The organism is Pseudarthrobacter sp. Pseusp20 (assembly GCF_059492155.1).
On record NZ_CP168521.1, the window covers coordinates 984626 to 1009227 of the forward strand.

Annotated in this window: 25 protein-coding genes and 1 pseudogene; 18 read left to right on the plus strand and 8 right to left on the minus strand. The window is 63.1% G+C overall.

The features are described from left to right. Positions 1–1392: 1392 nt before the first annotated feature. From ACEN9K_RS04730 to ACEN9K_RS04750, 5 genes are all read left to right on the plus strand, one after another. Positions 1393–2331, plus strand: coding sequence for an endonuclease NucS domain-containing protein (locus tag ACEN9K_RS04730; RefSeq protein ID WP_495635266.1), 939 nt, complete (start codon positions 1393–1395; stop codon positions 2329–2331). A 1049-nt stretch (positions 2332–3380) separates the two neighbouring features. Further along, positions 3381–4313: an ABC transporter ATP-binding protein gene (locus tag ACEN9K_RS04735; RefSeq protein ID WP_495635267.1), complete on the plus strand. Its 933-nt coding sequence runs from the start codon at positions 3381–3383 to the stop codon at positions 4311–4313. Next, positions 4313–5551 carry an ABC transporter permease gene (locus ACEN9K_RS04740; protein ID WP_495635268.1) on the plus strand — a complete coding sequence of 413 codons (1239 nt, stop codon included), beginning with the start codon at positions 4313–4315 and terminating at the stop codon, positions 5549–5551. Before ACEN9K_RS04735 ends, ACEN9K_RS04740 begins: the two co-directional genes overlap by 1 nt. A 12-nt stretch (positions 5552–5563) precedes the next feature. Then, entirely contained in the window at positions 5564–5959 is a 396-nt protein-coding gene (locus ACEN9K_RS04745; protein ID WP_495635269.1) for a hypothetical protein, read from the plus strand. Between the two features lie 70 nt (positions 5960–6029). After that, complete coding sequence (locus ACEN9K_RS04750) at positions 6030–6758, plus strand: PspA/IM30 family protein (protein WP_495635270.1); 729 nt, start codon at positions 6030–6032, stop codon at positions 6756–6758. Between the two features lie 6 nt (positions 6759–6764). Here ACEN9K_RS04750 and ACEN9K_RS04755 read toward each other — a convergent pair whose 3' ends face one another. Beyond that, positions 6765–7256, minus strand: coding sequence for a hypothetical protein (locus ACEN9K_RS04755; protein WP_376976132.1), 492 nt, complete (start codon positions 7254–7256; stop codon positions 6765–6767). Between the two features lie 48 nt (positions 7257–7304). Between ACEN9K_RS04755 and ACEN9K_RS04760 the strand changes: the two genes are divergently transcribed. Then, entirely contained in the window at positions 7305–7562 is a 258-nt protein-coding gene (locus tag ACEN9K_RS04760) for a helix-turn-helix domain-containing protein (protein WP_495635271.1), read from the plus strand. Between the two features lie 121 nt (positions 7563–7683). Beyond that, the gene (locus tag ACEN9K_RS04765; RefSeq protein WP_495635272.1) at positions 7684–7923 is read left to right on the plus strand and encodes a hypothetical protein; all 240 of its coding nucleotides are present in this window, start codon (positions 7684–7686) and stop codon (positions 7921–7923) included. 324 nt (positions 7924–8247) lie between these two features. Here the strand turns inward: ACEN9K_RS04765 and ACEN9K_RS04770 are convergent, their stop codons facing one another. Beyond that, positions 8248–8769 (minus strand): hypothetical protein, encoded by a 522-nt coding sequence (locus tag ACEN9K_RS04770; RefSeq protein WP_495635273.1) that lies wholly within the window; start codon positions 8767–8769, stop codon positions 8248–8250. Between the two features lie 324 nt (positions 8770–9093). Between ACEN9K_RS04770 and ACEN9K_RS04775 the strand changes: the two genes are divergently transcribed. From ACEN9K_RS04775 to ACEN9K_RS04790, 4 genes are all read left to right on the plus strand, one after another. Then, a complete protein-coding gene (locus tag ACEN9K_RS04775; protein WP_495635274.1) occupies positions 9094–9465 on the plus strand; it encodes a hypothetical protein in 372 nt (123 codons plus the stop codon). A gap of 944 nt (positions 9466–10409) precedes the next feature. Beyond that, positions 10410–10844 (plus strand): hypothetical protein, encoded by a 435-nt coding sequence (locus ACEN9K_RS04780; protein ID WP_307356767.1) that lies wholly within the window; start codon positions 10410–10412, stop codon positions 10842–10844. A gap of 26 nt (positions 10845–10870) precedes the next feature. Further along, entirely contained in the window at positions 10871–11485 is a 615-nt protein-coding gene (locus ACEN9K_RS04785) for a hypothetical protein (RefSeq protein WP_495635275.1), read from the plus strand. A gap of 7 nt (positions 11486–11492) precedes the next feature. Beyond that, positions 11493–11972 carry a hypothetical protein gene (locus tag ACEN9K_RS04790; protein ID WP_307356770.1) on the plus strand — a complete coding sequence of 160 codons (480 nt, stop codon included), beginning with the start codon at positions 11493–11495 and terminating at the stop codon, positions 11970–11972. A 264-nt stretch (positions 11973–12236) separates the two neighbouring features. Here the strand turns inward: ACEN9K_RS04790 and istB are convergent. Together istB and istA are read right to left on the minus strand one after the other, a co-directional pair. Further along, positions 12237–13053: pseudogene (istB, locus tag ACEN9K_RS04795) on the minus strand (IS21-like element helper ATPase IstB). Next, entirely contained in the window at positions 13050–14741 is a 1692-nt protein-coding gene (gene istA, locus ACEN9K_RS04800) for an IS21 family transposase (protein ID WP_307356774.1), read from the minus strand. The pseudogene istB and the gene istA overlap by 4 nt, the downstream one beginning before the upstream one ends. A gap of 165 nt (positions 14742–14906) precedes the next feature. On the opposite strand from istA, the gene ACEN9K_RS04805 reads away from it, so the two are divergent. Beyond that, positions 14907–15026, plus strand: a complete 120-nt coding sequence (locus tag ACEN9K_RS04805) for a PLDc N-terminal domain-containing protein (RefSeq protein WP_495635678.1) — start codon at positions 14907–14909, stop codon at positions 15024–15026. 110 nt (positions 15027–15136) lie between these two features. On the opposite strand, the gene ACEN9K_RS04810 is transcribed toward ACEN9K_RS04805, so the two are convergent. Further along, complete coding sequence (locus ACEN9K_RS04810) at positions 15137–15850, minus strand: DUF4386 domain-containing protein (protein ID WP_307357042.1); 714 nt, start codon at positions 15848–15850, stop codon at positions 15137–15139. Positions 15851–15944: 94 nt separating this feature from the next. Continuing rightward, positions 15945–16664, minus strand: coding sequence for an alpha/beta fold hydrolase (locus tag ACEN9K_RS04815; protein ID WP_495635276.1), 720 nt, complete (start codon positions 16662–16664; stop codon positions 15945–15947). Positions 16665–16832: 168 nt separating this feature from the next. On the opposite strand from ACEN9K_RS04815, the gene ACEN9K_RS04820 reads away from it, so the two are divergent. From ACEN9K_RS04820 to ACEN9K_RS04830, 3 genes are all read left to right on the plus strand, one after another. Beyond that, positions 16833–17231, plus strand: coding sequence for a DUF4259 domain-containing protein (locus ACEN9K_RS04820; RefSeq protein WP_376976125.1), 399 nt, complete (start codon positions 16833–16835; stop codon positions 17229–17231). A gap of 103 nt (positions 17232–17334) precedes the next feature. Continuing rightward, complete coding sequence (locus tag ACEN9K_RS04825) at positions 17335–17916, plus strand: NADPH-dependent FMN reductase (protein ID WP_307357035.1); 582 nt, start codon at positions 17335–17337, stop codon at positions 17914–17916. Positions 17917–18087: 171 nt separating this feature from the next. Continuing rightward, positions 18088–18357, plus strand: coding sequence for a hypothetical protein (locus ACEN9K_RS04830; RefSeq protein WP_376976123.1), 270 nt, complete (start codon positions 18088–18090; stop codon positions 18355–18357). Here ACEN9K_RS04830 and ACEN9K_RS04835 read toward each other — a convergent pair. Continuing rightward, entirely contained in the window at positions 18354–19007 is a 654-nt protein-coding gene (locus ACEN9K_RS04835) for a helicase associated domain-containing protein (protein WP_376976121.1), read from the minus strand. The genes ACEN9K_RS04830 and ACEN9K_RS04835 overlap by 4 nt on opposite strands. Before the next feature lie 16 nt (positions 19008–19023). Beyond that, on the minus strand, positions 19024–19194 hold the full coding sequence (locus ACEN9K_RS04840; protein WP_376976119.1) for a hypothetical protein: 171 nt from the start codon (positions 19192–19194) through the stop codon (positions 19024–19026). Between the two features lie 303 nt (positions 19195–19497). Here ACEN9K_RS04840 and ACEN9K_RS04845 point away from each other — a divergent pair, with 303 nt between their 5' ends. The 3 genes from ACEN9K_RS04845 to ACEN9K_RS04855 all read left to right on the plus strand — a co-directional run bounded on the left by ACEN9K_RS04845 (position 19498) and on the right by ACEN9K_RS04855 (position 24555). After that, on the plus strand, positions 19498–20412 hold the full coding sequence (locus tag ACEN9K_RS04845) for a hypothetical protein (RefSeq protein ID WP_495635277.1): 915 nt from the start codon (positions 19498–19500) through the stop codon (positions 20410–20412). 44 nt (positions 20413–20456) lie between these two features. Next, the gene (locus ACEN9K_RS04850) at positions 20457–20906 is read left to right on the plus strand and encodes a hypothetical protein (protein ID WP_495635278.1); all 450 of its coding nucleotides are present in this window, start codon (positions 20457–20459) and stop codon (positions 20904–20906) included. A 538-nt stretch (positions 20907–21444) separates the two neighbouring features. After that, entirely contained in the window at positions 21445–24555 is a 3111-nt protein-coding gene (locus ACEN9K_RS04855) for a variant leucine-rich repeat-containing protein (protein WP_495635279.1), read from the plus strand. The last annotated feature ends 47 nt before the right edge of the window (positions 24556–24602 follow it).

Genomic DNA, 24602 nt, shown 5'->3' on the forward strand with positions numbered 1-24602 from the left:
AACCGGGGCAGCGCCCGCATCCGACCCTGCGACCCGAAGCCAACCGGGGGAGCGACGGCCAGCTGAACCATCGTCTCGGTGGCGTGTCTAGGCACACATCCGAAGGTGTGGACCACTGCACGGACCACTTGGACCAAACTACGGACCACTGCCGTGGACCACCCGGTCCAGAGGGATCAGCCAACGTGGACCACCAACAATTACCCCCTCTGCTGTACAAGAGACGGCTTCGCTAACAGCGCCAGCAACCGTGCATTCTGGTGCACTCACGTCCCCGAAATCGGTGGCAACGGCCAGTTGCGGCCTGACGTGCTCTGCGTGTCACATGGGAGGGTCCACTTCGCGGCTTCGAACACCAGCCCGTGTAGTGAGCGGGCCCGGCTGTGAATTAGACCGAGCCGCGGCACCGGGTAATCGGGCCGGGTAACGGCCATGCACTGGCAACCGATGTCTGGGTTCTGTGAGTCTCGGTTGCCTACATCCTCATGGCGCTCCCGGACAGTGACTTTGGGGGCGCCAAGATATAAACAGCTTGGTCGACGGACCAAGTATGTCCGCACGCTGCTGGTACAGGCACGTCGGGTCAGGTCTGGTCCGCTGACAAGCTCACGAACGTTCTCGGTTTAGCCCTGGTCCTGGCGCTTGGACTGGTCCGCGGACGATCCACGAGGGACGGATTGCGGGAACGGTCCGCGTCTTGTCCCCGGAAGTGGTCCGCGTCCGGTCCGTCGGGGTGGTCCGTGGTGGGTTGCGTCTGGTCCGCCGGGGTGGTCCGCGGCTGTCGACCCTGGCCGGGGGGCCGCACAGGCGAACGCACAACTTCAAATTTTTGTACGCGCGAGCAGCTCTACCCAGCTCGGGGTAATCTTGCCCAGCCGACGGTCGGTAACGACTCTCAGCTCAGCGGCCGCGATCCAAATTGCCAAGTCAGCCGGATCCACTGCGGCCGCGTGAACGTGTGACAAAGAATCTGGTTCCTCTTGATTCGGCTTGTCACCGAGTGCAACCGGAACCTCTTCAGGAGCTCGGCGACAGGGCATACGTCATTCTCCCCTCCGTTCATCGAAGCCGCTAGTGTCAGTCCTCGTGCGACCGTGCAAGGCGGTAACTACGAAGAAGGCTCTAGAAGCTGCCGTGCCCGAGGGGCACAAGCTGATCGTGATCCGCACCTTCTTGACGGCCGCACCAGAATAGCTTTCCTTACCCCGCTGGTAGAGGCTCTTCCTCGGCGCAGAGTCCAAGGCTAATCTGTGCCTGCGTAAAACGTTTAGAAGAGCAGGACCGCGAGTCCTGCCTTCGTTACCTGCTGAACGTTGGGCCGCCGGTGTGCCGCCGCATGCTCCCTGATACCTTCAATTGCGGCCCGCCTGTGGGCCCATAGATCGGAGAGCAATGACAGCAGCATGGATGGTGCGGCAGGGTGCGGGCGGTTCGTACGCCCGGGAGATGATCGATGCCGGGTACATGGGGGTGGATTTCATTGGAGACCACGACCTCACCCCGCATCTCGGCAGGGGACTCGAGGGCTTTCGGCCGCCAGTATCCGACCTCTTTCGGGAGACTAACCCGGGCGCCGCGAAGATTGCCATCAGCCAGGGCGTCAATAGCCTCTGGCGCGCCGCTGAAGTGATCACCGAGGGCGATCTCATTGTGGCATCGCCGAAGACCGGAGGCACCGACTGTTATTACGGCACCATAGCAGGCGGGTACGAATATCATCCCGGAACCGGCGTCCCACACCGGCGCCGCGTCAACTGGGCAGGATCATTTAGCCGGGACGAGGTGAGCGAAGCACTGGCCGCATCCTTGAAGTACCCTGCAACGCTCCTTGACCTGTCGCCCCACGCCGTGGAGCTGGCCACCCTGACGCAGGGTGGAGAACAGCTGGTGCAGCCGGCGGCCCCGGCCATCACCTCGGAGATTCAGGAGCAGTTAGCTTTTCAGCTGGAGAAGCAGCTGGAGGAGTTTTTGGTCCACAACTGGGCCAGCACGTCGCTTGGCCGGGAGTTCGACATCTACTCTGACGGGGAGCAGACCGGCCAGCAGTACCTGACCGACACCGGCCCTATGGACATCCTTGCGATCAGCAAGGACGGGAGGAAGCTCCTGGTGGTTGAGCTGAAACGGGGTCGGGCCAGTGACGCCGTGGTCGGTCAGATCCAACGCTACATGGGCTACGTCAAGCACGAACTACTCGAACCCGGTCAGACCGTCGAGGGTGTCATCATCGCCCAAGAAGACGACAACAAGATCCGCCGGGCCCTGTCTGTGACACGGAACATCCGGTTCATGAAGTACCGGGTTGAATTCCACTTGGAGGAAGCGGTGTAAACGGAGCCGGCCACGGCGTGGGATGAGCTTGGTTGTCTCAGGACGACACCCTCGGCGCCGACTTGCGCTTCCCGATGAGTGCCCGGTCTGGGCTCCACCAGACGGTGCTGCACCGATTTGGGCAAGGGCAGTACGGGGACATCGTTGGGCCAGCGACTGGGGGCATCCAGACGGGAAATGCCTCCGTTGCCGCCCGGGTCGGTTTCCAACCCACCTCTCAACAAGCTCGATTTGAACGTAACGGTATCGCTGGTTGGCCCTGGAGGCCCTTATTGGCCCGGTCGAGGTTCCTATAGCGGAACGCCGTCTGGGCATACCGCATGCAGGGCCTGCCTACTTTGACTCTGTCAGGATTATCCGAAGTCCGTTGTCGGGATGGTATGTCCAGGTAGCCGAGTATTTTCCCCAGGACGCCTTCTGCGTGCCATCCAAGGCTCGAGTCCCATCCATCTGGCTCACCACACTGTCTGGAACCGATAGCTCATTGAGAACGCAGGCTATCTTTCCAATGCTGAGACCGCTGTAGCCGCCTTTCGGTGCGCCCTCGAGGGTAATGGTGTAGCCGGCATCGCCGGTGGTTGCATATGGGCTGCTGTTGAGGCCACATGAGAAGGCAGCCTTATGGATTTCGGGCTCGACATGGGCAGGCGAAGTCGCGGGAGACGGCGTCGGGGCAGGGTCTGACGCGCTGGACGGACCTCCGCAGCCAGCCAACGCCGCAACCAGGAGTGGAGCAAGCAGAGCGTAGGCCGGTTCTGGGAAACCCCGGCTATGGCGAGGCATCTGGCCGCGGTAGTCGGCGCTGGTTGAGCTCATATTTCCCCCAGACATGTAGAAGCCACGGGGCAGCATCGGGTCTAGGATGCGTGCCGCCGGCCCTGTCCCAAGGGCAAGGTTCTGACCAAACAGACGGGCGCGTGCTCCAACGCTAAGGCCGGTTCCCGAATTCCAGCCCACGTTCCCTGCAAGTTTCGCTCAAGACTGGCCCGAGGCCTCCTCTACGCATGCCTGACGGGGACGGACCCACCTGCCAGAGATAGGCTGAGACCATGACGTTGGGGGACGCGGCAGAGCCGCTTGTGCACATTCAGGACTTCCGGATGGACTTCGGGGACACCACGGTCATCCGGGATCTGTCGTTCGATGTCCGTGCGGGGGAGACGTTCGGGTTCCTGGGGTCCAACGGGTCGGGAAAGACCACGACGCTGCGGGGGCTGCTGGGCATCTACCAGCCCACCGCCGGGACCCTGCACATCGGCGGGAATCTCTTCCAGCCCCGCGACGGGGCACGGCTCGGGTACCTTCCGGAAGAGCGAGGCCTCTACAAGAAGGAACAGGTCCTGGACGTGATGGTCTACTTCGGCCGGCTCAAGGGCCTGTCCAAGTCCGCGGCCCGGTCCTGGTCGGAGTCCTACCTGGAGCGGGTCGGGATCCCGGAGAAGGCCAAGATCCGGCTGGACAAGCTCTCCGGCGGCCAGCAGCAGAAAGTCCAGCTCGGGGTCACCATTATGAACAACCCGGAGCTGCTCATCCTGGACGAGCCCACCAAGGGCTTTGACCCGGTGAACCGGCGGCTGCTGATGGACATCATCGAAGAGCACAAGCGGGCCGGGGCGACCGTCATCATGGTCACCCACCAGATGGAGGAGGTCGAACGGCTCTGCGACCGGATCATCCTGCTCAAGGACGGCGTCTCCCGCGCCTACGGCACGGTCGAGGAGGTCCAGGAAGAGTTCGGCGGCACCGTCTACCGGGTCGCCTATGACGGCGTCCTGCCCGCCTCTGGCCTATACGAGATCATCTCGGCCAGCGACGGCCGGGCGGAGTTGGCACCCCGGGCCGGCGCGGGCGAGGCCGCGGTCCTGCGCGAGCTCGTGGAGTCCGGGGCCGGCATCCGGTCCTTCACTCCGGCACGGGTTTCCCTGGATGAAATCTTCATCAAGGTCTACGGCGAACAGCATGAAATGGCGGAGGCACAGTAATGGCACTGGCACGGCACAACCTTGGCACCGTGGTCGCCTTCGAGTTCGTGAGGACCATCAAGAAGCGCGGCTTCGCGATCGCGACCCTGGCGATCCCGGTCCTCCTGATCGTCGTCTTCGCCCTCGTCTACGCCTCCAATGCCAGCTCGCATGCCAGCGCGGACGCCCAGAAGGAAGCCCGGTTCGCCTTCACCTACAGCGACGCCTCCGGAATCATCAAAGCCCCGGGCGCCAAGGTCGCCGGCGGGACCTACACCGACAACCCCGAGGCCGCCATCGAGGCAGTCAAAAGCGGGGCATCGGACGCCTTCTTCCTGTACCCGGCGGACCCCACTAATGAGCCGGTGAAGGTCTACGGGGCCGACAAGGGAATGTTCGAGAACGGCAAGTACGAGGCCGTCGCCAAGCAGCTGCTGGCAGCCTCCGCCCAGTACCAGGTCGGCTCACCCCAGTTGACCGCGGCCCTGACCGGGACCGTGAAATTCGACTCGGAGACGTTCAAGGACGGACAGGTCGCCGCCGGCATCGGGGGAGTGATCCCGCCGATGCTGTTCCTCGTGGTCTTCTACATCTCCATGATTCTGCTCTCCAACCAGATGCTGAACTCCACCCTGGAGGAGAAGGAGAACCGAGTCACCGAGATGATCCTGACCACCCTGAACCCGACCACGCTCATCACGGGCAAGATCATCTCCCTGTTCGCCGTCGGGGTCGTCCAGATCCTGGTGTTCCTGGCCCCGGTCGGGCTCGCTTACCTGTTCTTCCGCGACTCCCTGGCCCTGCCGGATCTGAACCTGTCCTCCCTGGTCTTCGAACCCGGGTCCATGATCACCGGGGCCCTGCTGCTGCTGGGCGGGTTCACCGTCTTCACCGGCGTCCTGGTCGCGATAGGGGCGATCATGCCGACCGCCAAGGAAGCCGGCACCATCTTCGGGCCTTTGATGGCCATGATGTTCATCCCCTTCTACACATTCAGCCTCGTCATCTCCAACCCCGGCGCCCTCATCGTGCAGGTCTTCACCTACTTCCCGCTCACCGCCCCGGTCACCGCGCTGCTCCGCAACGCCTTCGGCACCCTCAATCCGGTCGAAGCGACCATCGTCATCGTCGAGCTCCTGGTCGTCGGGGCCCTCATCATCCGCCTCGCCGTCCACCTATTCCGGTACGGGTCCATCGAATACGGCCGCAAGCTCTCCATCGCCGGCACCTTCCGCCGGAATGACCTGGCTGCGAAATAGGTGAAGACGGGGATGCTCGGCACTGGGGCCGGGCGCCGGTGGGCGCAGACTGCCGCCTGGGTCTTGCTCGTCCTCGTTTCGCTGGTCCTCATCGCCTACGGGATTGTGCGCGGGGGCTGGCACCTCTGGCTGCCGTCGCCGGCGGAGCAAAATGAGTCCTGGGCCGGCAGCCGGTACGTCTTAACCGGCTGCACAGTGTCCCTAGTGTCGGCGGTGTGGTCGCACGTCCGGGGAAACCCGGTATGGGTCACCGTCTGCGTTGCCCTGCCGGGCGTCCTCGTGGGATGGGCGACATTGGATGACCCGTACCACCTGACACGTCACCTGGCTGCCGTCGTGTCCTTCCCGCTGGGCCTGGGCGGCGTCACCGAAGTCATCTGGGCCCGCGGCCGCCGGCAGCGGGGATAAGACCTGATTCAAGCCCCAACCAGTGCCGTACACATGGGATCCGAAGCCCATTCCTGATAGAAAGACACCTGTGAAGCAGAGTATTTTCGCCCGCGTTGCCCAGCTCGCCAAGGCCAACCTGAACGCCCTCCTCGACTCCGCCGAGGACCCGCAGAAGATGCTGGACCAGATGGTCCGCGACTACTCGGAAAACATTCGCGAAGCCGAGGCAGCCGTCGCCACCACCATCGGCAACCTCCGAATGGCCGAGGACGACTACAACCGGACCATGACCGAGGCCAACACCTGGGGGAACAAGGCCATCGCAGCCTCGAAGAAGGCCGACGAATTCCGCGCCGCCGGCAACCCCGTCGACGCCGACAAGTTCGACGCCCTCGCCAAGGTGGCCATCGGCCGGCAGATGACCGCCGAGTCCACCGCCAAGGCACTGGAGCCGTCCCTTGCCACCCAGAACGAGGTCGTCGACAAGCTCAAGCAGGGCCTGGACCAGATGCGCGGCAAGCTCGGTGAGCTGACCGCCAAGCGCAACGAGCTGGTCAACCGGGCCCGGGTGGCCGCCACCCAGTCCCAGGTCAACGACGCCCTCAAAGCCCTGGACGCCGGAGACCCGACGTCGGCGATCGGCCGCTACGAGGAGAACATCCGCCGGAAGGAAGCCACCGTCCGCGGCCAGCAGGAACTCTCCGCCTCTTCCCTGGACGCCCAGTTCGCCACCCTCGAAGACCTCGGCGAGCAGACCGAAGTGGAAGCCCGGCTCGCGGCCCTGAAGTCCATGGACCGGAAGGCCATCGAGTACTAGGCCATCTCAGGAAACTCTGAGGATGATCGGCGGAGTAGTCACAGGTCCACCGCACTGTTCGGACCCGCCAACCCTGGTCCATACCAGATCGTTCCGCTGCTCAGCCAGGAAGGCCTTGTCTGCGCCGAGTGCGCGGACCGTGACGTGCTCGGGCAGGCCAGCTTGGGAGATGCTGAACGCCCAGGTGTCGATGTCGGTCCTCGTGCCAAGGAACGCGGCCGGGGGAGTGGCGGGGATAAACGGGGTCGGTGTGTCTGACCCCGGAACACCTGGCTGCACGGTTTTCATGGGTACGGCAGGCCCGTAGTCCGGCAGTCGCTGGGAGCATCCCTCATCGCTGCACATCTGCACTTCGTCGACTGCGTCCGCATTCCCCTCAAGTTTGACGGTGATGACGCTGACGTAACCCATGGTCGAGCATGCGGTGCCGCAGCCGGCATTGGCCAGTGTGGCCGCAAGCAATAGCCCAGTTCCCAGGATCCCCCACCCCGTTCTCATAGGCCGAGTCTACGGCCGCACAGGACCTGCCACGCATAGGATTGCCGGGTGACCGATGTACCCGAGAAGCCCCTTCGCTTCATGACCCCAACGCAGGTGGCCGACGAGCTCAACGTGAAGCCGAACCAGATCCATGCCCTGATCAAGGCGGGCGAGCTTCGGGCCTTTCAGGTGGGTGGCCGCGCCATGTGGCGCATCGGCCGGCAGGACGTTGAGGACTACATCGCCGAGGCGTACCGGCGCACCGCCGAACGGATCGCCGCTGGCGAGCTTCAGGACGAGGGCACGGAGGCCGAAGAGGCGTGAGTGAATCGCTTCCCGACCGGCCCAAGCCCCTGTTTGTGCAGGCGCAGCGCCCTGACGCGGCGAGGCCCTAGTTTTCGGCAGTGATCCCCGCTAGGCTCCCTTTACTACATAAGGGGGAATTGTGGTTCACCAGAGAGCACTTCCGTATTGGGCCCGGATCGGATCCGCGCTCGGCATCATGATCGCGGCGTACTTCCTGGTATCGGCAGTCATCACCGCTGTCACAGGTGTGGGCATCACAGATATTCTGTTCGACGTCCTCCTCGCTGCTGCATTCACGCTCCTGGCAGCCGCAATTATGGCTAAGGCGAGCCCGCAAAGTGCCATGAGCCACCGCCGGCCAGGTCCGCTGGACTACTAAGCGTCCCTCCGGGTAGACCGGCGGCTGGTGGCCCAACTGCCGGCCCAGAGCAGGGCGACAAGCAGCAGCGTCTCGGTCATTGGGGGACAGCCCGAAGACTGCCAGGACGTATGGCAGTACGAAGACAATGAGGGCGGTCCCGATGACGGCCACGAGCCAGCCGCGGGCGCTCACGTCCGGTCCCCGCTGGCACCAATCGAGGCCTTCTCCCGCCGTTCGTCGGCTTGAAAGATGCCGTCACGGACGGGGCGCGGATGACGCCGTAGAGGACGTAGAAGAAGACCGCCGCGAAGACTACGACCAGGGCCAGGGTGTCGAGGGCCATCATCCCTGTTTCTCTTCCGGCCAGTACTTCTGCGCGCCGGCAGCGGCCCCCCGGAGCTGGGCGCCGTCGAGGGTGATCGAGGATTCGGGCATGCCCATGTCGGTCCACTGCGCGACCAGGCGCAGGTCCCCGGCCGGCGGCAGTGGCCACAGCCACAGCGCACCATTGGCGGACATGTCGTCCTCGCCGCCGTTGCCGCCCCTGGGTCGGTATTCGAAGACCGGCCCGTCAGGTTCTTGGTCCAATGATTTTGGCTCGTACATTGCAAGCGATGAGCTGCTGGCCTTCGTGCGGTCCGGGAACTGAACTCCGAACAGAAGTACGGAATCGGCAGAGAGGCCGCCATCGCGCACCTGGGGCGCCGGGCGGTGGAAGACGGCGTTGAGCTCCGCCCACTTCCGATCTTCCTGGTCAGTACGGCGCAGCATCCATGTCACGTCAAAGGTGCACCCGGTGGAGGAGACCTTTGCGGACTCGATTGCCAGTACGAAGGTGGGGGACTGGTAGACAAACCGTCCCACAGGAACGATTGCCGGCAATTCGTACCGGGGAGGCGCGACCCAAGGGGGCGGAGTGAACTGCGGCACTCTTGGGCGGGGAGGCGGCGAAGGGATCGAGTAATCCTGGAAGAAAGTCACGGGCATCCTTGGTTCGCTGGCTGCGACCGACCAGCGGAACACCGGGTGCGAACCCGCTGCGGATCCCCCAATCCGTCCTTACCCGGCCCAGTCTAGCCACAGTGGCCCGAAGAGACGCTCCGTAGTCCAGGCCTACGCATGATCCCTGTGAATGTGCCGCCGCGCGCCCAGCAGGAAAACGGCCAACGACCCACCCGGAGGAACCCCATGACAAGAAGTACAGCCCTCGCGGCGGTGCTGACCCTGGCGGCTCTCAGCCTGACCGGTTGCGCCCAGGGCGCGGCGGAGGCAAGCAGCCCAGGCCCCTCGGCGGCTAAGCCAGTGGTGATCACCCCGGCCCAGGAGAACAGCCTGCGCGGCGAACTGCGCGCGATCGACCCGGCCCTGGATACACCACGGGTGCTGCCCAACGCCATGATGCTGTGCAAGACGATGGCCCGCGGCATGCCGGAGCGTGCGAAGCGGGAGCAGGTTGAGCGTGTCTTCTTCCGCGACGGCAACCCTGCCGGCGCCATCCCCGAAGGTGCAGCTGACCGGATCATCGGGGTTATCAAATCCGCTGGGTTCTGCCGCACCTGACACGCCCCGGCGCATCCGCCGTTTGGCCCTCCACGCCGCCCGGGCAAAACGGGCGCATACTGGTGTTGTGAGCACGGCAAGTCTCAACGCGTTGCTGCCTTGGCTGGTCCTCATCCCGTGCCTGGCCATCTGGGCGTACAGCCTCGTCGATTTCAGCCAGACTGACTGTGTCAACTTGATTGGAGCCCACCAGGACGGCTTGATTGGCACCCACCTGGGGCGCGGCAGTTGCAAGGGACTGGGAAACCTAGTTTGGCCGGGCGTCGTGAACAGCCAAGCTCCGATACTTGCTATCCCCGCCATGTTCCCCCGATGTTCCGCGCGGCCTACCTCCTGAATGGGCGGGCCTAGGGCAATGTTCCGGATGCCAGTTCTGCAAGCCCAAGTTTGGCGCAGACATGTGAGCGGACTTGGGACAGGATGGATCGATCTGTATGCTCGGCCCATCATTAGGCACGTCGGCATCAGCGGCTTAATGCTGCTACTCGCCTGAATGCGATCGGTGACAGGCATTGACCGATACGTTTCGATTTCATGACTGCGGAGCGCTCTTCCGCGCTGGGATTTCTAGTTCTGAGGAAGTGGGACGAGGCTGTTTAGCGTTTAGGGCACCTCAGTGGTCAGTGCAACGCCTAACCACGGTCTGCGACGACTGATTGTGTCAACCGAGTTGGGCCGCGAGGACGGCTTTGATCCATCCATCAAGCACGCCAGCGGACGAGGTCGAGCATGATCCAGCTTGGCCCTTCCGCCTTCCGCCTTCCGCCTTCCGCCTTCCGCCTTCCGCCTTCCGCCTTCCGCCTTCCGAACGCAGAAATGCATACTTCTTCTTTGAATTCCAGTCAATTACACAGACTAGCCGGCAATAGAACGTGACAAGCGGAGAATCCGAGTTCGTGTTAGCCTCACCACGTCCGAAGCAAAAGCTAGATTTGGGGGTTTCTATGAATAACTCGGCATTAGTAATAGAGGCGAGTAAGACTAAAATCACACGTCCAATCACACTATTAGTAGCAGCGCTGCTCGCGCTGGTATTCGTCATCATGGCCTCAACGGCGGCTCAGGCCTACACCCGCCGCTACCACGCTGATTTCAACTACGCGAACCAGGTTCGTGGCAGCGGGTTCATTGACAACCTGTCCGGCGGGGGTACCCACGTCGGGTACACGCCGCCATTGGGGTTCCAGTCCTGGTCCTACGGCGGCACATACAACTACGCCAACGGCAACGCATACAGTACGGGCGCTGCTCAGGGCGAAGCTTGGTCCAGTTATAGCCATGCCCTGTATCGCTATGGCGAAAGCAAGTGCTGGTGGAACACGTCCTACCCTGAAGCCCGTCATAACCCGCAGCTTCTTTGTGATCAGTATGTTGGTTAGTAGCTACTCAAAATTTTGGGGGAAAAATGAATTTTTCTAAAGCATCCGCGTTAGTCGTTTCCGTTGGCGCCGTTGCGGTTGTCAGCATTGGCGTCGGGGTTTCCCCTGCGCTTGCCGGAGAGCAGCGAAGCATCAGCGGAACGGATCTCGTTCCTGTTCTCGCCGCCGCGCAGGTTCAAACCGATTCCGCAGCTGCGGACAAATTGGGCAAACCAATCATCAGCCGCGTGGACAAAGCCTCTGTCAGAGTTATCGCGGTCGACGACAAGGCAACGTACTCGACTGGTCAGGATCATTCAGGCCGTGAGGTTTGCCTTATCGTCCAAACGAATGGCCCGGAGCAGGCGAGTACAGCTTCGTGTATTGCCGTTGAAAAGTTCGTACACAGCGGGCTCACGGCCATGGCCTCAGGCGCCGATCCAGCCTCGCAGGTCGTTGCTCACTTGTTGCCGGCAGACGTCGATACCAGTGCTCTGACGTCCGTCGCTGCCCGCCGAGAGGCCGGAGTGCTACACCAAGTGCGTTCGGAAGGATCCGGACAGCTTGTTCTTCAGCGTCCCAATGACGGGCTCCCGGCTGTTAGTGAGCTTCCCATCGAAGGCACAGCGGACACTTTCTCTTTCGTGAAATTCCCTGAATAGGAGTCAAATGGCTATTCGAACATTGCTGTCCAGCTTGATTAGCTTGGTCGCCCTCACCGTCGTTGGTTATGTAGGCATCTTCATCGATGCCAGTCTCGGGGGCTACGTGGCTGACCTTATGGGAAGACCGACGGCCGGTGTTTCACCGCGTTTTCCGTGGGAACTCCAATTCGTTATCGTAGTTATCAGCTTCACAGCGGTTCTACTGTTGCGTCAGGTCCTGGGCGGCTTGTTTGGGCTGGGAAGACTCGTCGCGGCCCTGGTTTCGGCTGTGCTCCTGACCGTGTCATATGTCATTGGTGCGACGGTTACAGGGGGTGAAGCCCTTGTGGGTAACGTTCTTCTCAGAAGCTACATAGGTGGCTCTCAATCGCAGATGGTGCTCCTCGCCGTGGCGGCTCTGCTGGTGACGGCTCTGGCCTCAATCCAGCAGACACCGGGGTCGAGGGCAGCACCTACGAAGACGTCCGTCTCCTCGCCAGAATGACCTTCCGCCCCAGGTAGAACCAAGGCGTTGGGTCAAAAGAGAGCCTGCACCCCGATTAGGGGTGCAGGCTCTCTCTTTTCGCGGTAAGACAGTCAGGGTAAAGGGGTGTTGGAAGTAACGGTCCGCCCTATCCCATTTGCTTGGAACGGGGTCGCGAATAACCCCGGCGCCCCTGCGCTAAGCGTCCAATCCGATCCTCAGCCGCGCATGAACCTTACATGGGCTGCCCGGCTTTGCCGCCCACTCCCGGTCAACTTCGCGACATCATGCAGATTGTTGCGCAATGGTATGTGCAAGGCGATAGGAATCGGTCCCGGTTTCAATAATAGTCCCATTGAACGTGAGGCGGTCCACAATGGCCGCACAGAGGCGCGGATCGGTGAAGGTCTTCGTCCAGCCGGAGAAGGACTCATTGGAGGCGATCGCGACGGATGCTTTCTCTTCTCTCTCGGTAAGGACTTGGAAGAGTAGATCTGCGCCTCGTTTATCCAGCTCCATGTAGCCAAGTTCATCGATGCAGAGCAGATCCACACGGCCGTAGCGGGCGATGGTTTTGGCCAGCACCTTCTCGTCTGCGGCTTCGACGAGCTCATTCACGAGCCGGGTCGCGAGAGTGTATTTGACCCTGAAGCCCTTCTCCGCGGCCGCGGTGCCCAGTCCGATGAGGAGGTGGGATTTTCCGGTCCCGGAATCCCCGATCAGGCACAGGGGTGCGCCTTTGCGGATCCATTCGCCACTGGCCAGAGTGTGGATGGTAGCCGGGTTGATGTTCGAAATTTGCTTCAAAATCGAAGTCACCAAGCCATTTATCCCTCGGGAACCCAGCTGCCTTGACCCGCCTGACGGACGAACGCCTGTCCCGGTCATCACACTCTGCCAACAACAGTTCGGCCAGAAATCCCTGATAGCTCAGCTGTTCCTTCCCTGCTACGGAAAGGGCCTCATCCAAGACAGCCCGGACGGTAGGTAAGCGCAGCCGCCGGCAGGCTTGGTCGACGGCCGCGACGGCGGCCTGTTCCGTGAGTCCACGGCGTCTCCGCAGAGCGGGGGTGATTGAAGCAGCTGGGGCCGTGGGTGTCATGAGATGTTCTCCTTTGGGGCAGTTCCTGCGGGTGCCGGGGTTGGAGTGCGTTTGGCCAGCAATTCGTCATAGATGGTGACCGTGGGGAGCGGACGTTTGTCCTGAGGCAGGCCGGCAATGACCGCAGCGGGGTCCATGAGGCGGCGTTGGGTGAGACTGACAACTCGTTGCACTTTCACTTCGTCGCGAGCACCGGAACGACGGTCTGAATCGGACCCGCCTGCGGTCTCAGCCAGGACACTGGCTGCGTGCCTGCGTGCCTCTACAGCCACGACATCGCCACTGACCGCGCCAACGGAGAGAGCCGCGGCGATCCCTGCCTGAATATCCAGCGCGTCCATGGATCGGTGCAGCAACAGAACCTCGATCAGTTCCCTTGTCCCGTCCGCGTCACCGTTGACCCTGCGGGATGCTTCCCAGAACGCCTCATGCGCCGAGGTGAACACGCCAGTCTCGCGCGCCCTGGCCAAGGCCGTGGATCCGGGGAGGGCACCAGGTTTGGTTCTGAGGACCTCCAAATAGTGATCGAGCTGGACCGACTGCCCGCCCTTGACAGAGAGCCTGGCATGACGGGCGACGACCGTGTTGCCGTCGAACACGATGATTTCGGAAGCCCGGAGTGAGACGCGGACTTTCCTACCGATGAGCCGGGCCGGGACGGAGTATTTGACCATCCGGACTGTGATCATCGAAGATCGGTCAACTCTGGGGGTCAGGACCAGCCCGGGGTCGAAACCTTCAAGCGGCAAAGGCGCCAGGAAAGGCTGCTCGGCGCTGAAGTCTTCACCGATCGTTCGTATCCTGTGGCTGATCCTGCGCCGCTCGTCCTGTGCCTCCCAGACTCGGATTCTGTCGTTGAGCTCATCCAGAGACTCCACCACCGGCATGGGCGAGAGACGGTTCCGTCGGAACCAACCAACCTCACCTTCAACACCGCCCTTCTCGTGAGCCCCCGCGATTCCGGGCTGGCAGTAAAAGGCGTCAAAAACGAAGGTCGATTTGAACAGGACCCACCTCTCGTTCTCGACCCGCTGCCGTCCCTGCCCAAACACCACGGCCGTCACAGCGGAGGTCAGGTTGTCATACCGGATGTGTTTCGTTGGGACGCCGCCGATCTCGTTGAACGCCTCGATATGCCCTTCAAGGAAAGCTTCTTGCGCCTGCGTGGGATAGATCCGGTGGATAGCCTTGCCGGATCGGGACAATCGGAACACGAACATGTGGCATTTCGTCTTCACCCCGTTCAACACGACCCAGACTTCACCGAAATCAACCTCGGCCTCGGCGCCTGGTGCGTGTTCCTGCGGGACAGACACTTCAACCCGCCGGCCCGCTTCAACATCGATCTGGGCCCGACGCACCCTGACGTAATCCCGCACCGTTGAATAGGACAGATCCTGCGCTGCATGCTCCTCGATCAGCCGGGCAAGGATTCTTTTCGCGGTGTGGCGCTGCTTCCTCGGTGCTGTCGTGTCCTCAATCAACATTGCATCTATCGCTGACTTGAAGGGCTCAAGCCGGGGCGAGATTCTCTGCGGAGTCTTGCGCGGCGGTGGAACCGGTGAAGTCAGAGCCCGTCTGACGGTCTTCCTTGATACCTGGTACCTGCGCGCAAGCTCTCGGATCGACAGCTCCTCAACCCTGGCGTCTCTCCGAATTCCCGCGAACAACTCCACTCTTGACCCCATCCTGGTCCTCCCGTGGTAGATCCCAATTGGATGGGGTCTACGTTCACAGGTGGGTACCAATCAAGCCGTCATCAGGTTCGGCATGTCGCTGAGGTGGGTACCAATCAAGCCGTCCTGGTGGGCTCCGATCAGACTGACATAGTCAGCCAGACAGACGAGCGTGACATGCGGACTTTCAGCAGGGACGCCTGGTTGCTACTCCTTGTCCTCGGAAGCGTGGTCGGTGGGCTGGCCTGGCTTATAGCCGGGCGTCCCCAACCTCCTGGCGTCCGGCGTCACGGCTAAGCGTCCGTATCGGTCCACCGGGTAAAAAGACGCCATCGCCTTCCACCACGACATCCTGGGCGCTGACGACCCGGCCCGCTTCTTCACCCGCCGGAGTAAAGCCGTAAGGGCTAGTGGTGGTCAGGGGGCGTAGGCCTTGAATCAGGGCCGGTGAGGACAGCTGCCGGCTTGAATCCCTTGAAGGTCAGGTAGAGCCCCAGTGACAGTTCCCAGAGGAAGATCGGTAGGGTAGCAACCGCCGACAGGACGGAAAGCTGGTCGTTGATGCCGAACATGGTTGTTATTGCCGAGATGAGCAGTAGCGGGGCGCCGATGAGGCCCATCACAGGGATGATGCGCGGTACGAGCCGGGAGCGGAACAGCAGGTAGCCCAGCAGCAGAGCATTGATGGCCGGGACCATTCCGGGTCCTATGAGGAACGTCCAGTCCCGCACGTCCACGAGTGCCCGGGCGGCGGCGGTCAGTGAGCTGTGGTCTGTTCCGGAAGTTCCTGTCTGCCTCAGGGTCACGACTGCCAGGAGGCTGACGACGCCGATTGCGATAACGGCGGCTTCGAACATACGCGAGGTGACGAAGCCCAGCGCGAGGCTCTCATTCTGCCGCCTAACCACCGGGAACAGGGCCACTGCGGTGCCCACGCAGGCTGCGGCGTTGACCAGGTCGAGCAGGCAGCCCCAGACCACGCTGGTGTCATTGCCTGTGCTGGTGACGTAGTTCGGATCGCTCAGCACCGGTCCCAGAAGGAAGACGGCAGGAATGGAGCTGGCAAAGGTAGCGAGGTAGAACAGTCCCGCCGTGAGCGCGGTTTTTCTTGCTGAATCCAACGGTCCCCCATCTGAGGTATTCAGTCATTCAAGCGAATGGCCACAGCCTAGCCGCCCGCAGTTGAGCGCAGACAGGGGCCTGTGGACGGTTGGCCTACTTGGCCGGTCCAGGCAACGGTTCCAGGATGACCTCCGCGACCAGCTCCGGCAGGTTGAAGAGGGCAAAGTGATCAGTGTCGATGTCCCGGACATCGGCGACCGCTTCCCGCGCCCAGGCTCTTTGATCTGCCCCCGTCAGGTTGTCCCGGGCACCGAGAAGCACTGTCGTGGGGATCTCGGTCCAGGCCTCGGCCGGGACCGGATCGGTGCGGGTCTTCTTCGTGGCGTACCGGCGGGGATGCTCCTTCAGACTCTCGCGGACTTCGTCGGGAAGCCGTCGGCCGGCGTCGTCCTCGTTGAGCCACCAGTCGCCGTCCAGGACGAACCGGCCGTGCTCGTCACGGAGCATATGCTCCATCGTGTCTACATAGCTGGCATCGCGTTCATCCGGCTGGGCCTTGATGGGCGGCGAGGAAACATACACGAGCCGGGCGACGTTCGGCACGCTATGGGCGGCTAGACCTACGACGTCGGTGCCATAGGACCAGCCAACGACCACTGTCGGCGCCGGGCTTGCCGCGATTGCTTCGCGCACTTCGACTGCGTCAGCCAGCAGCCCCGCGTCCGGGAGACGGTGCGAGGGCAGGTCCGGTACCTCCACGTGGACGTCCGGGTGCCTGCGTTCTAGCTCCCGCCTGACCCAGGTCCAGTCTTCCGGAACGCCCCACAGGCCGTGGACCAGAACGACGCCCTGCGGCAATGATTCTCCGTTCATGGGAAAAGACTGGTCCCCGCCACAGTTCCTTTCAAGAGCCAGGGGACCCTGATTTGGGGGACGAGGTTGCGGGTGAAACGCCCGAACGTTTCGGATGCTTACTTGCTCGGCGATGAGTGCGGATCTGCCATATTGGTGCCAACACAATTGACATCGAGAGGGACGACGATGGGCGCATGGGGTTACCTGCCGTTTGAGAACGACGACGCGCTGGACTGGCTGGAGGAACTCGAAGCCGGCGGGGCGGACGTCATCCGCCAAGCCCTGGCGAAGGCCGGCGACCGGTACGTGGAGGCGCCGGACGGGGCCATTGCCCTCGCCGCCGCCGAGGTGACCGCGGCCAGCCAGGGAAACCCGTTGGGGGACCTGCCGGAGAACGTCACCGACTGGGTGACCGCCCACGGTCTTGAGATAACCGCCGAGGACGTGGAAATGGCCGTGGAAGCGGTCGAACGGGTGGCCGCGGAGAAGTCGGAACTGGCCGAATTGTGGGACGACGCCGACGAACCCGAATGGCGCGAATCCCTCGATGACCTTACAGAGCGGCTGCGGGCGGGGCTGCGGTAACTGGCTCACGAAAGCCTGGGCCGGCGCGCGCCCTCTCCCCTGGAATGTGGGAAGCCACGAAGGCGTTCTTCATAGTGACCGCTGGGAAGGTTGGAGGTGCCCCGTGACAAAGATTCACGTCATCATGGGAACAACCAGGACCGGGCGCTTCGGCGAACGGGTTGCACCATGGGTGATGCAGCGGCTTGCCGAGCATGGCCTCGACGTGGAACTGCTGGACCTCCGTGATTACCCACTGCCCTTCTTCGACCAGAAGCCACCCTCAGTCACCGGGCGCAATTACCCGACGGAGGACATGGCCCGCCTGGGTCGGAAGCTGGATGAGGCCGACGGGTTCGTCGTCCTGACCGGGGAGTACAACCACGGCTACCCTGCCGTGCTGAAGAACGCCATTGATCACACCTTCCTCGAGTGGCAGCGCAAACCGGTCGCTTTCGTGGGCTGGGGCGGCGTCGGCGGCGCCCGGGTGATCGAACAGCTGAGAATGGTGGCTGTGGAGCTGGACATGGCACCAATCCGTCAGGCTGTGCACATCCTGCCCGACGTCATTCGTCCGGCGTTCCGGTCCAATGACCCGGCCGACTTCAGCGTGTTCGAGCCCCTCGAAGGCCGTCTCACAGCCCTGGCTGAAGGGCTGGCCTGGTGGGCCACGACGCTCGCCGCCGGCCGCACCGCCGCTGACTAAAACGACTTACTTCGGCAATGATTCTCCGCCCATGGGCACAAGACTGATCCGCGCCGCGGATTGGTCCAAGACCCCAAACGGACTGGATTTTCAGAGCGGTCGAGCCGCTATGGCGGTCGGTCCGGTGGCGTGCTTATAGTTCTCTCTTGCCCATTTCAGGAGAGGACGATCATGGCCGCCGAGGACTTCTTTGTGCACCGCCACCGGGACACTTTCATTCAGGAGGACCACTTGGATGTATGGCGGCCAGTCCCGCGCGGGGGAGTCGAGGCTTCAATCCAGATTGAGCAGGCTGACGGGGTCACGGCACGTGTGGAATACCGGGCCGAACACGCGCCTGCCATTGCCCGGGCCATTCTGGAGGCAGTGGGCCTTGACCCGCGGACGATCTTCGCGGGCGATCTGCCGGAGCTGACGACACACAACGCCGACCGGTCCTAACGGCGGCTGTTCGCACCCCGCCGCGGCCGCCCTTGCCGCCAGCCAGCGACGGTCTCATTCAGAAGCTTCTCCCTGGCCGGGGTAAGTTTCCCGGCCCGGAGGGTGATGCGCTGGGTGTGCAGCCAAACCCCGAGGGTGCGTTCCTCCTGATCGTCGGTCTTGTTATGCCGCGGGAGCTCGTTCCCGGCAGCCAGGTAGGCGACCAGTTCGCCAAGGCGCTGCTTCCAGCGGGCCTCGTCGGCGTCCCGCTTGGTGGCCTGCTCCCGCCAGCCGGGGATTGTGTCCAGGGCGTGGGCGTAGATGGGGGAGAGGTCCCCGTCCGCGGCCTCTTCCCGGCGCCTCTGCAGCCACGTGGCCAATGCCCGTTCCCGGTCGGTGCCGCCCCTGGCCGGCAGACGGCCCTCGTTCGCATAGAGGGCCAGGATGTCGTCCAGGTTCCGTTGGCCGGGGGCCGTCAAGCGCTGGCGCGTGGAGAGGGCAGCCTTGTGGGCCGTCCGGAGGCCGGCATCCTGCCGGGCGGCGACCGCCAGATGGTAGCGGACGGTCGACTCTGCGGCACCGACGACCGCGGCAATCTTCGGCGTCGGAATGCCGCTGCGGTACATCAGCACCCACTCCGCGTCCGGGGCGCTGCGCCTGGCCTGGGTCATCAGCTGGTTCGCGAAATCATTCCGGTGAGCCACCTCGGGGGCGCCCGGCCCGCTTCAGCTCGGCGATCCGCAGTCGGAGGAACACGATGGCCAGGACCAGGGCGTACACTGCCAGGCCAGCCACGACGACGGTGAAGATGGCGTACAGGATGCCTAGGATGCCAACGACAGGACTGAGACTAAACATTGCTACCCCCAAGTAGTCGTTGGACCCAAGGCTACTCGGTGGGCAGCTTCCGCAGGAGACACGGGAAAGGGTGCGCCCCGTTCGCTGAGCGCACCCTTTTCGTTTCCCTTGCCCCGGATCCCCATCCGTTGCGTTCATCATAAGCATGCTGATAGTTAGGTTGGCAAATGTTTTCGTGCTGATAACGCCGTTTCTGCCTCCGCACAACCTCGAGGCGTTAGACCGTTTGCCTGGTGGTGATGGGACGAGCCAGCTGGCCCGTCTCATAGAATGCGATGTGATTCGCAGAAGTACGGGGGAGACGTGAAGAAGAGCGAGATGGTGTTCAACACCAAGAGGATGCCGGAGAAGTGGAGGCGTCACTTCAAGATCTACCGGGCCAAAATCAGTATCTACCTCGATACCCCGGATTTCGGGGTTCCGCTCATGGTCGATGCCTCGGAGATGATGGACTTCCTGCCGGCCGGGGTGGAGCATCCGTCGTTTATCGAGAGGATCGGACCAGTAAGGCCGGGCGGCGAAGCAGTCTGGATTGAAGCCGAAGTCCCTGGCGGCCTTCCGTCACGACCCAAAGCCCGACGGATCGGGGCGATGGTCCATCGTAGCCGGACGCGGACCAGCTTCAAGACGAGCCCCTGGACGGGCGCCGACCACGAGTACTGGATCGAAGCTTACGTCAGGGACGCTGATGGCATCGCTGCGAAGCTCGAGCACGAGGTTCGGTTCCGACTCGATGACAACGGCTTCCTGTGCGGCAAGGAATTCGTCACCCCCCAAACGATTGACTTCATGTCCAAATTGCAAGGGGAGAACCTGTCGAACATGGTGCTCACTCCCTACGACCTAGGAAGCGCGCAGACGGCACCGGCTGTCGAGGTCATGAACCGAATCTTCTTCGCGCTGGCCCTAATGAACTGCCGCAACGTCACACTGCGTGAACGTGGATCGCGCGCAGCGGCAGGGGACGGCCCCGCAGGTGATGCCTTCCATGAAGTGGTCATTGACGGTACTTCCGGTGGCTCAGCTGGATCGGCAGGGCGTGCCAGTGAAGGTGTCAGCCGGCGCCACCTCGCCCGAGGACACTTCAAGACGTTCACGGAGGAGGCACCCCTCCTCGGCAAGCACGTCGGAACCTATTGGTGGGGCTGGCAAGTACGCGGCCAGGAGGACAAAGGCTCCATCGAAAAGACCTATGTGCTGAAGGTTCCGCAGAGCTGACTTCGGCGGGGAGGCCCGCCGCAGCTACCGCACACATGTCAGCCATGACCGTCATACCGTCCCTCGTATCCATCGTCCATGGCTTCAATGCGCTGCTGCCCGCCGAGCGCCGCGTCCTGACCGCGGAAGCCAGGGAGAAGCTTCCCAAGGGCACCATCACCATCGACTCCGACGACTGCCACGCCGTGGCGGACGGTGACGGGGGCTTCCGTGACATCGGATCGGGCGGGACCTTCCCGGCCGATCAGAGCGTCGTCCTGCCGGCCTACGTCATCGCCGGTCCGGGCCTGCCGACGCTGATCCCCGGAGGCGGGGCCATCCTTCCTCGCCAGGATCTCGTGGACGGGATCCGCTACGAGTTCTACGCGATCGACACCGCGGGCAACTTGTTCCGGTGGACTGCCCTGGACGACTTGTACGAGCGTTTCGCCTGGGAGGCTGCTGGCCAGGAAGGGGAGGCGTCGCCCGTCTTCCCGATCACCGCCTGGCAGTAGTCGACCGCAGGCCCTCGGACCATCTCACAAACTCTAGCTTTTGAGACTAGTGTCCACATGGGCCCCACGAGACATTTAAGCGTTGAAAAGTGTCTCACCAAGTCGGTCTCACCGTAGGGTCTCACAAACCCTAGAGGGTTAGTGAGACACCTTTGTTTCGGGAGTATCCAGCCGTTCCTCTGCCGAAGCTTGGGTCTGTGCCGGGAATCCAGTGGAGATCGTCGCAGGCGGCCCGTGCTTTGAACTCCCAGGCAGGGAATCAGCTGAAACCAAGCCCGCTGAACTAATCAACGTTAGTTTGAGAAGGGAAGCAATGCGTCTGGCGGCCGCGGCATTCAAGTGCTGATGGATCTCGCGCAGCGTCCCTCCCGCACGGATAGAGTGTCAGGCGATGAGCCTTACATCGCTGCTCCAGGACCCGCAGTCGCCGGAGCGTGCTTACCTGGACCGCATATCCCCGCGCCTTGAAGCCTCGGTCGGACGCACTGAGTCGTCCCGCACGGCCGCGGCGGACTTGGGACTGCCGGAGCTAGCCAGCATGAGCACCGTGGTGTCCCCGTTCCAAGGGGCTGACCCCCGCCTGGCTGGCACGGCTTTCGACTTTCGCGCACGCATCGAACTGGGCGGCTTCGACCCACGCCATTCCATGGCAGCCGCCGGCGTTTCAGTGCTGCCGGTCATTGCTCCCTCCCTCGAGAACGGCGCGCACCGCACACGCATCCTCGCCGAAGCCTTCGACGTCGCGGGCATGCTGTTGCAGGAACCCTCCAACGACGTAGACCGAGACCGGGCGGCCATTCTTCTGGCCTTCTGTGACCAGGTGGCCCGGAAGGGTGCGGTGGTGATGACCGGTTTGCTGGGAACGTCCTGCGACCAGGCAATGGACGGACAAGCGTTCGCCGACCAAGTTGATCCGCGGGACCTGGCCAACCTGCGATCGTTGATGTCCTCCAACGCTGATCAGCTGGAAGCCTGGCAGGGGCAAATCGCCACCGGAGTCCGCTACGAACCAAACCCGCAGTTCGCCGGGTCTGAACTTGTCGGTGGCGCTGACGCGGACTGGATGATTGGGCTGACCCTCATCGACTGCAAGGTCTACAGCACATTGACGGTCAGCAGACTCCGAGACTTCCTGCGTCAGCTGCTCGGCTACGTAATGCTGGACACGGAAGACGGCCTCGGAATCCGCCGCGTCGGCGTTTGGCTGCCGCGCCAGCGGCTGATGCCCAGCTGGAGCCTTAATGATCTCCTGGGCGGGAACGCAGAGGAACTGCTGCCATCCCTGCGGCAAGGGTTCATCAAGGCGACCGCCAAGACACAGATTGGACGGTGCGAGCCTGTACCGGAGCGGCGTCGCCACCAGTACGTCGCCGACAACCGGAACACCCCATTCGACATGCTGGCCGAGCTCGCGCGGAACGAGGACGCCGACATCCGCCGCCGCGTGGGACGGAATGAGTCGACGCCGGAGCCCATTGTCCGGATGTTGGCCGAGGACGCCCGCTGGCTGGTGCGCGAGGGGGTTGCCAGCAACACGAATGCACCTGAGGACCTGCTGGAGGCTCTCGCCCACGATCGGAGCCTGGCCGTTAGGCGCGCCGCAGAGCGGAATCCACGCGCTCCGCGGCCCCAGCTGAAGGCCGTCACTGGTGGCATCAGCCACGACGGCGACCAGGATGCCCATGTGACCGATGCAGGAACCGCGTTGGACGCCGGGGCAACCCCGGAGATGCACACGGGCACAACGCTTGACCCAAGCCGGATTCGCATCAATCAAGACCGGGACGAATCGGCGCTGGAAACGCGCTGGTTTTCGGACTTCCTCCTCATGCTCGGTGGCGGACCCCAGCTTTCGATTCCCTGGGCGAGCTACCGCTGGGGCTGGCAGACTGGCCGGAGCCTGGACGTCCAGGAGTGGTTGCGGGCTGGTCTCCCGGAAGAGGTCCTCACCGATCTTGTCCGCGCGGACCGGCCTGCGTGGGTGCGAAGGGTGGCCGCCGGCCAGCTGCCACTAATCGAATCCGCGATGCGTTCATCACTTCTCAGCGATCCTGATCCTGAGATACGCTGGCACGCGTTGGAACGCTCTGTTCACCACCGGGCCGATGATTTGACGGCATTCCTGGCCGATCTCGGGGCATCTAGGGACGCGAGGCTGCGGTTCCGCACCGCCGGTTTGGGTCCCCGGCGCGAGTGGCCATATACCGCCGCCGAATATGAGCGCCAAACACTCTGCGTTCTTGCCGCGCACCCGTCGACCCCTTACAGCGCACTCTTGCTACTGATGGAAGACTCCCCGCCTGAGGTGCTAGCGATGCTGGCCGAAAACCCGACCCTGAAGGCCGAAGATCACGAGCGACTTATCGGGGCCTTGAAGGCCCACAGATCAGTCGCAGTCCGGGTGATGCTCGCGTCGCTCGGGTCTGCGCCGGAGCCCGCCCTGATCGGATTGGCCTCGGACAGAGACGCCAGCGTCCGCGCGGCGGTGGCCCGACATCACGCAACACCGCCGTCCACCCTCACCTGTCTGGCCGGGGACCGTCATCGCGATGTCCGACTGGCGGTACTGGAAAACCCGGTAAGTCCCGCTGAAGCGGCCGGGTCCATCGCAGAATCCCTGCTGCTGGCAGACGAAGATGAAGCCCTGCTGGAAGTACTTGGACTAGTGAGAGGACGACCCAACGTTGACCTGCCGGCCCCGGTGATTGAAGGTGCCCTTGACCGGCTATCGAAGAGCCGAAGGCGCGGCCCCGACATTCGCCTTATGGTGGCTGGCGATGACCGCACAAGCGGAAAGACCCTGGCCCGCCTGGCCCGAAGCACGGAGGAGGACCTACGCCGGGAGGTCGCATCGAATCCACGTATTTCAGACTCCCTGGTGGAGCAGCTCGCTGGAGACCCCGATCCCGGCGTTCGGGCATCGATAGCCGCTAACGTGGGTACAACCGCGGCAGTTCTCGAGCAGCTTGCCCACGACCAGGAGCCTCAGGTCCGGGCCGGGGCGGCCGCGAATCGGAGCCTCCCGCAAAGCATCTTGGAAGCCCTGCTCAGCGACACCGCGGACAGTGTCCGGACAGCCGCGATGCAAAACCCTGCGGCGCCCGAGGAAATTGTTCGGGAGGCGGAAGCCGAACTGGTGTTGGCCCGACAGCGGTCGGGACCGGACCGTGCGGTCCTGGAGCGGATGGTTGCAGATAAGAAGGCGGAAGTGAGGATGACAGTGGCTTTCAGCCCGGCGGCAAATGCTGACCTGCTGAGGATGCTTGGTGGCGAACGGCGGAGTGCTCAGGTTCGCCGTGCGGTGGCCGCCAATCCGAACGCTCCTATCGAAGTCATGCGCGCGCTTGCCGTCGACGACGACTACCAAGTCCGCCAGGCGGTCGCTTTCAATGCCGGAACCCCACCGGATTTGCTCTTTGAGCTCGCGGGTCGAAGCATCGACTTGGCCATTCTCGTCGCGATGAACCCGGACGTCCCGCAGGAGGTTCTTGACGCCCTGGCCCAGGACGGCAGTCCTCTTGTCCGCTTCGTCGCCAAAGGCTTCCTGCAGTCCCGCGCTTCCCTAGTAAGTGGAAAGAGCACCGCTGTGCTGGCCCTGAGTGGCGGAGATCTGCCGGACGACACGGGGGCAACGGACATCCCCTATTGATCCTAGCACGAGGCGAGATGTGGGGTGGCTACGAGGTGCACCTTTGA

Excerpts from the sequence above, each read along its gene's own strand:
- ACEN9K_RS04730 (WP_495635266.1), top strand. The coding sequence starts at position 1,393 with ATGACAGCAGCATGGATGGTGCGGCAGGGTGCGGGCGGTTCGTACGCC.
- ACEN9K_RS04735 (WP_495635267.1), top strand. The coding sequence starts at position 3,381 with ATGACGTTGGGGGACGCGGCAGAGCCGCTTGTGCACATTCAGGACTTC.
- ACEN9K_RS04740 (WP_495635268.1), top strand. The coding sequence starts at position 4,313 with ATGGCACTGGCACGGCACAACCTTGGCACCGTGGTCGCCTTCGAGTTC.
- ACEN9K_RS04745 (WP_495635269.1), top strand. The coding sequence starts at position 5,564 with ATGCTCGGCACTGGGGCCGGGCGCCGGTGGGCGCAGACTGCCGCCTGG.
- ACEN9K_RS04755 (WP_376976132.1), bottom strand. The coding sequence starts at position 7,256 with ATGAGAACGGGGTGGGGGATCCTGGGAACTGGGCTATTGCTTGCGGCC.
- ACEN9K_RS04775 (WP_495635274.1), top strand. The coding sequence starts at position 9,094 with ATGACAAGAAGTACAGCCCTCGCGGCGGTGCTGACCCTGGCGGCTCTC.
- ACEN9K_RS04780 (WP_307356767.1), top strand. The coding sequence starts at position 10,410 with ATGAATAACTCGGCATTAGTAATAGAGGCGAGTAAGACTAAAATCACA.
- ACEN9K_RS04785 (WP_495635275.1), top strand. The coding sequence starts at position 10,871 with ATGAATTTTTCTAAAGCATCCGCGTTAGTCGTTTCCGTTGGCGCCGTT.
- ACEN9K_RS04790 (WP_307356770.1), top strand. The coding sequence starts at position 11,493 with ATGGCTATTCGAACATTGCTGTCCAGCTTGATTAGCTTGGTCGCCCTC.
- istA (WP_307356774.1), bottom strand. The coding sequence starts at position 14,741 with ATGGGGTCAAGAGTGGAGTTGTTCGCGGGAATTCGGAGAGACGCCAGG.
- ACEN9K_RS04805 (WP_495635678.1), top strand. The coding sequence starts at position 14,907 with ATGCGGACTTTCAGCAGGGACGCCTGGTTGCTACTCCTTGTCCTCGGA.
- ACEN9K_RS04815 (WP_495635276.1), bottom strand. The coding sequence starts at position 16,664 with ATGAACGGAGAATCATTGCCGCAGGGCGTCGTTCTGGTCCACGGCCTG.
- ACEN9K_RS04820 (WP_376976125.1), top strand. The coding sequence starts at position 16,833 with ATGGGCGCATGGGGTTACCTGCCGTTTGAGAACGACGACGCGCTGGAC.
- ACEN9K_RS04830 (WP_376976123.1), top strand. The coding sequence starts at position 18,088 with ATGGCCGCCGAGGACTTCTTTGTGCACCGCCACCGGGACACTTTCATT.
- ACEN9K_RS04835 (WP_376976121.1), bottom strand. The coding sequence starts at position 19,007 with ATGACCCAGGCCAGGCGCAGCGCCCCGGACGCGGAGTGGGTGCTGATG.
- ACEN9K_RS04840 (WP_376976119.1), bottom strand. The coding sequence starts at position 19,194 with ATGTTTAGTCTCAGTCCTGTCGTTGGCATCCTAGGCATCCTGTACGCC.
- ACEN9K_RS04850 (WP_495635278.1), top strand. The coding sequence starts at position 20,457 with ATGACCGTCATACCGTCCCTCGTATCCATCGTCCATGGCTTCAATGCG.
- ACEN9K_RS04855 (WP_495635279.1), top strand. The coding sequence starts at position 21,445 with ATGAGCACCGTGGTGTCCCCGTTCCAAGGGGCTGACCCCCGCCTGGCT.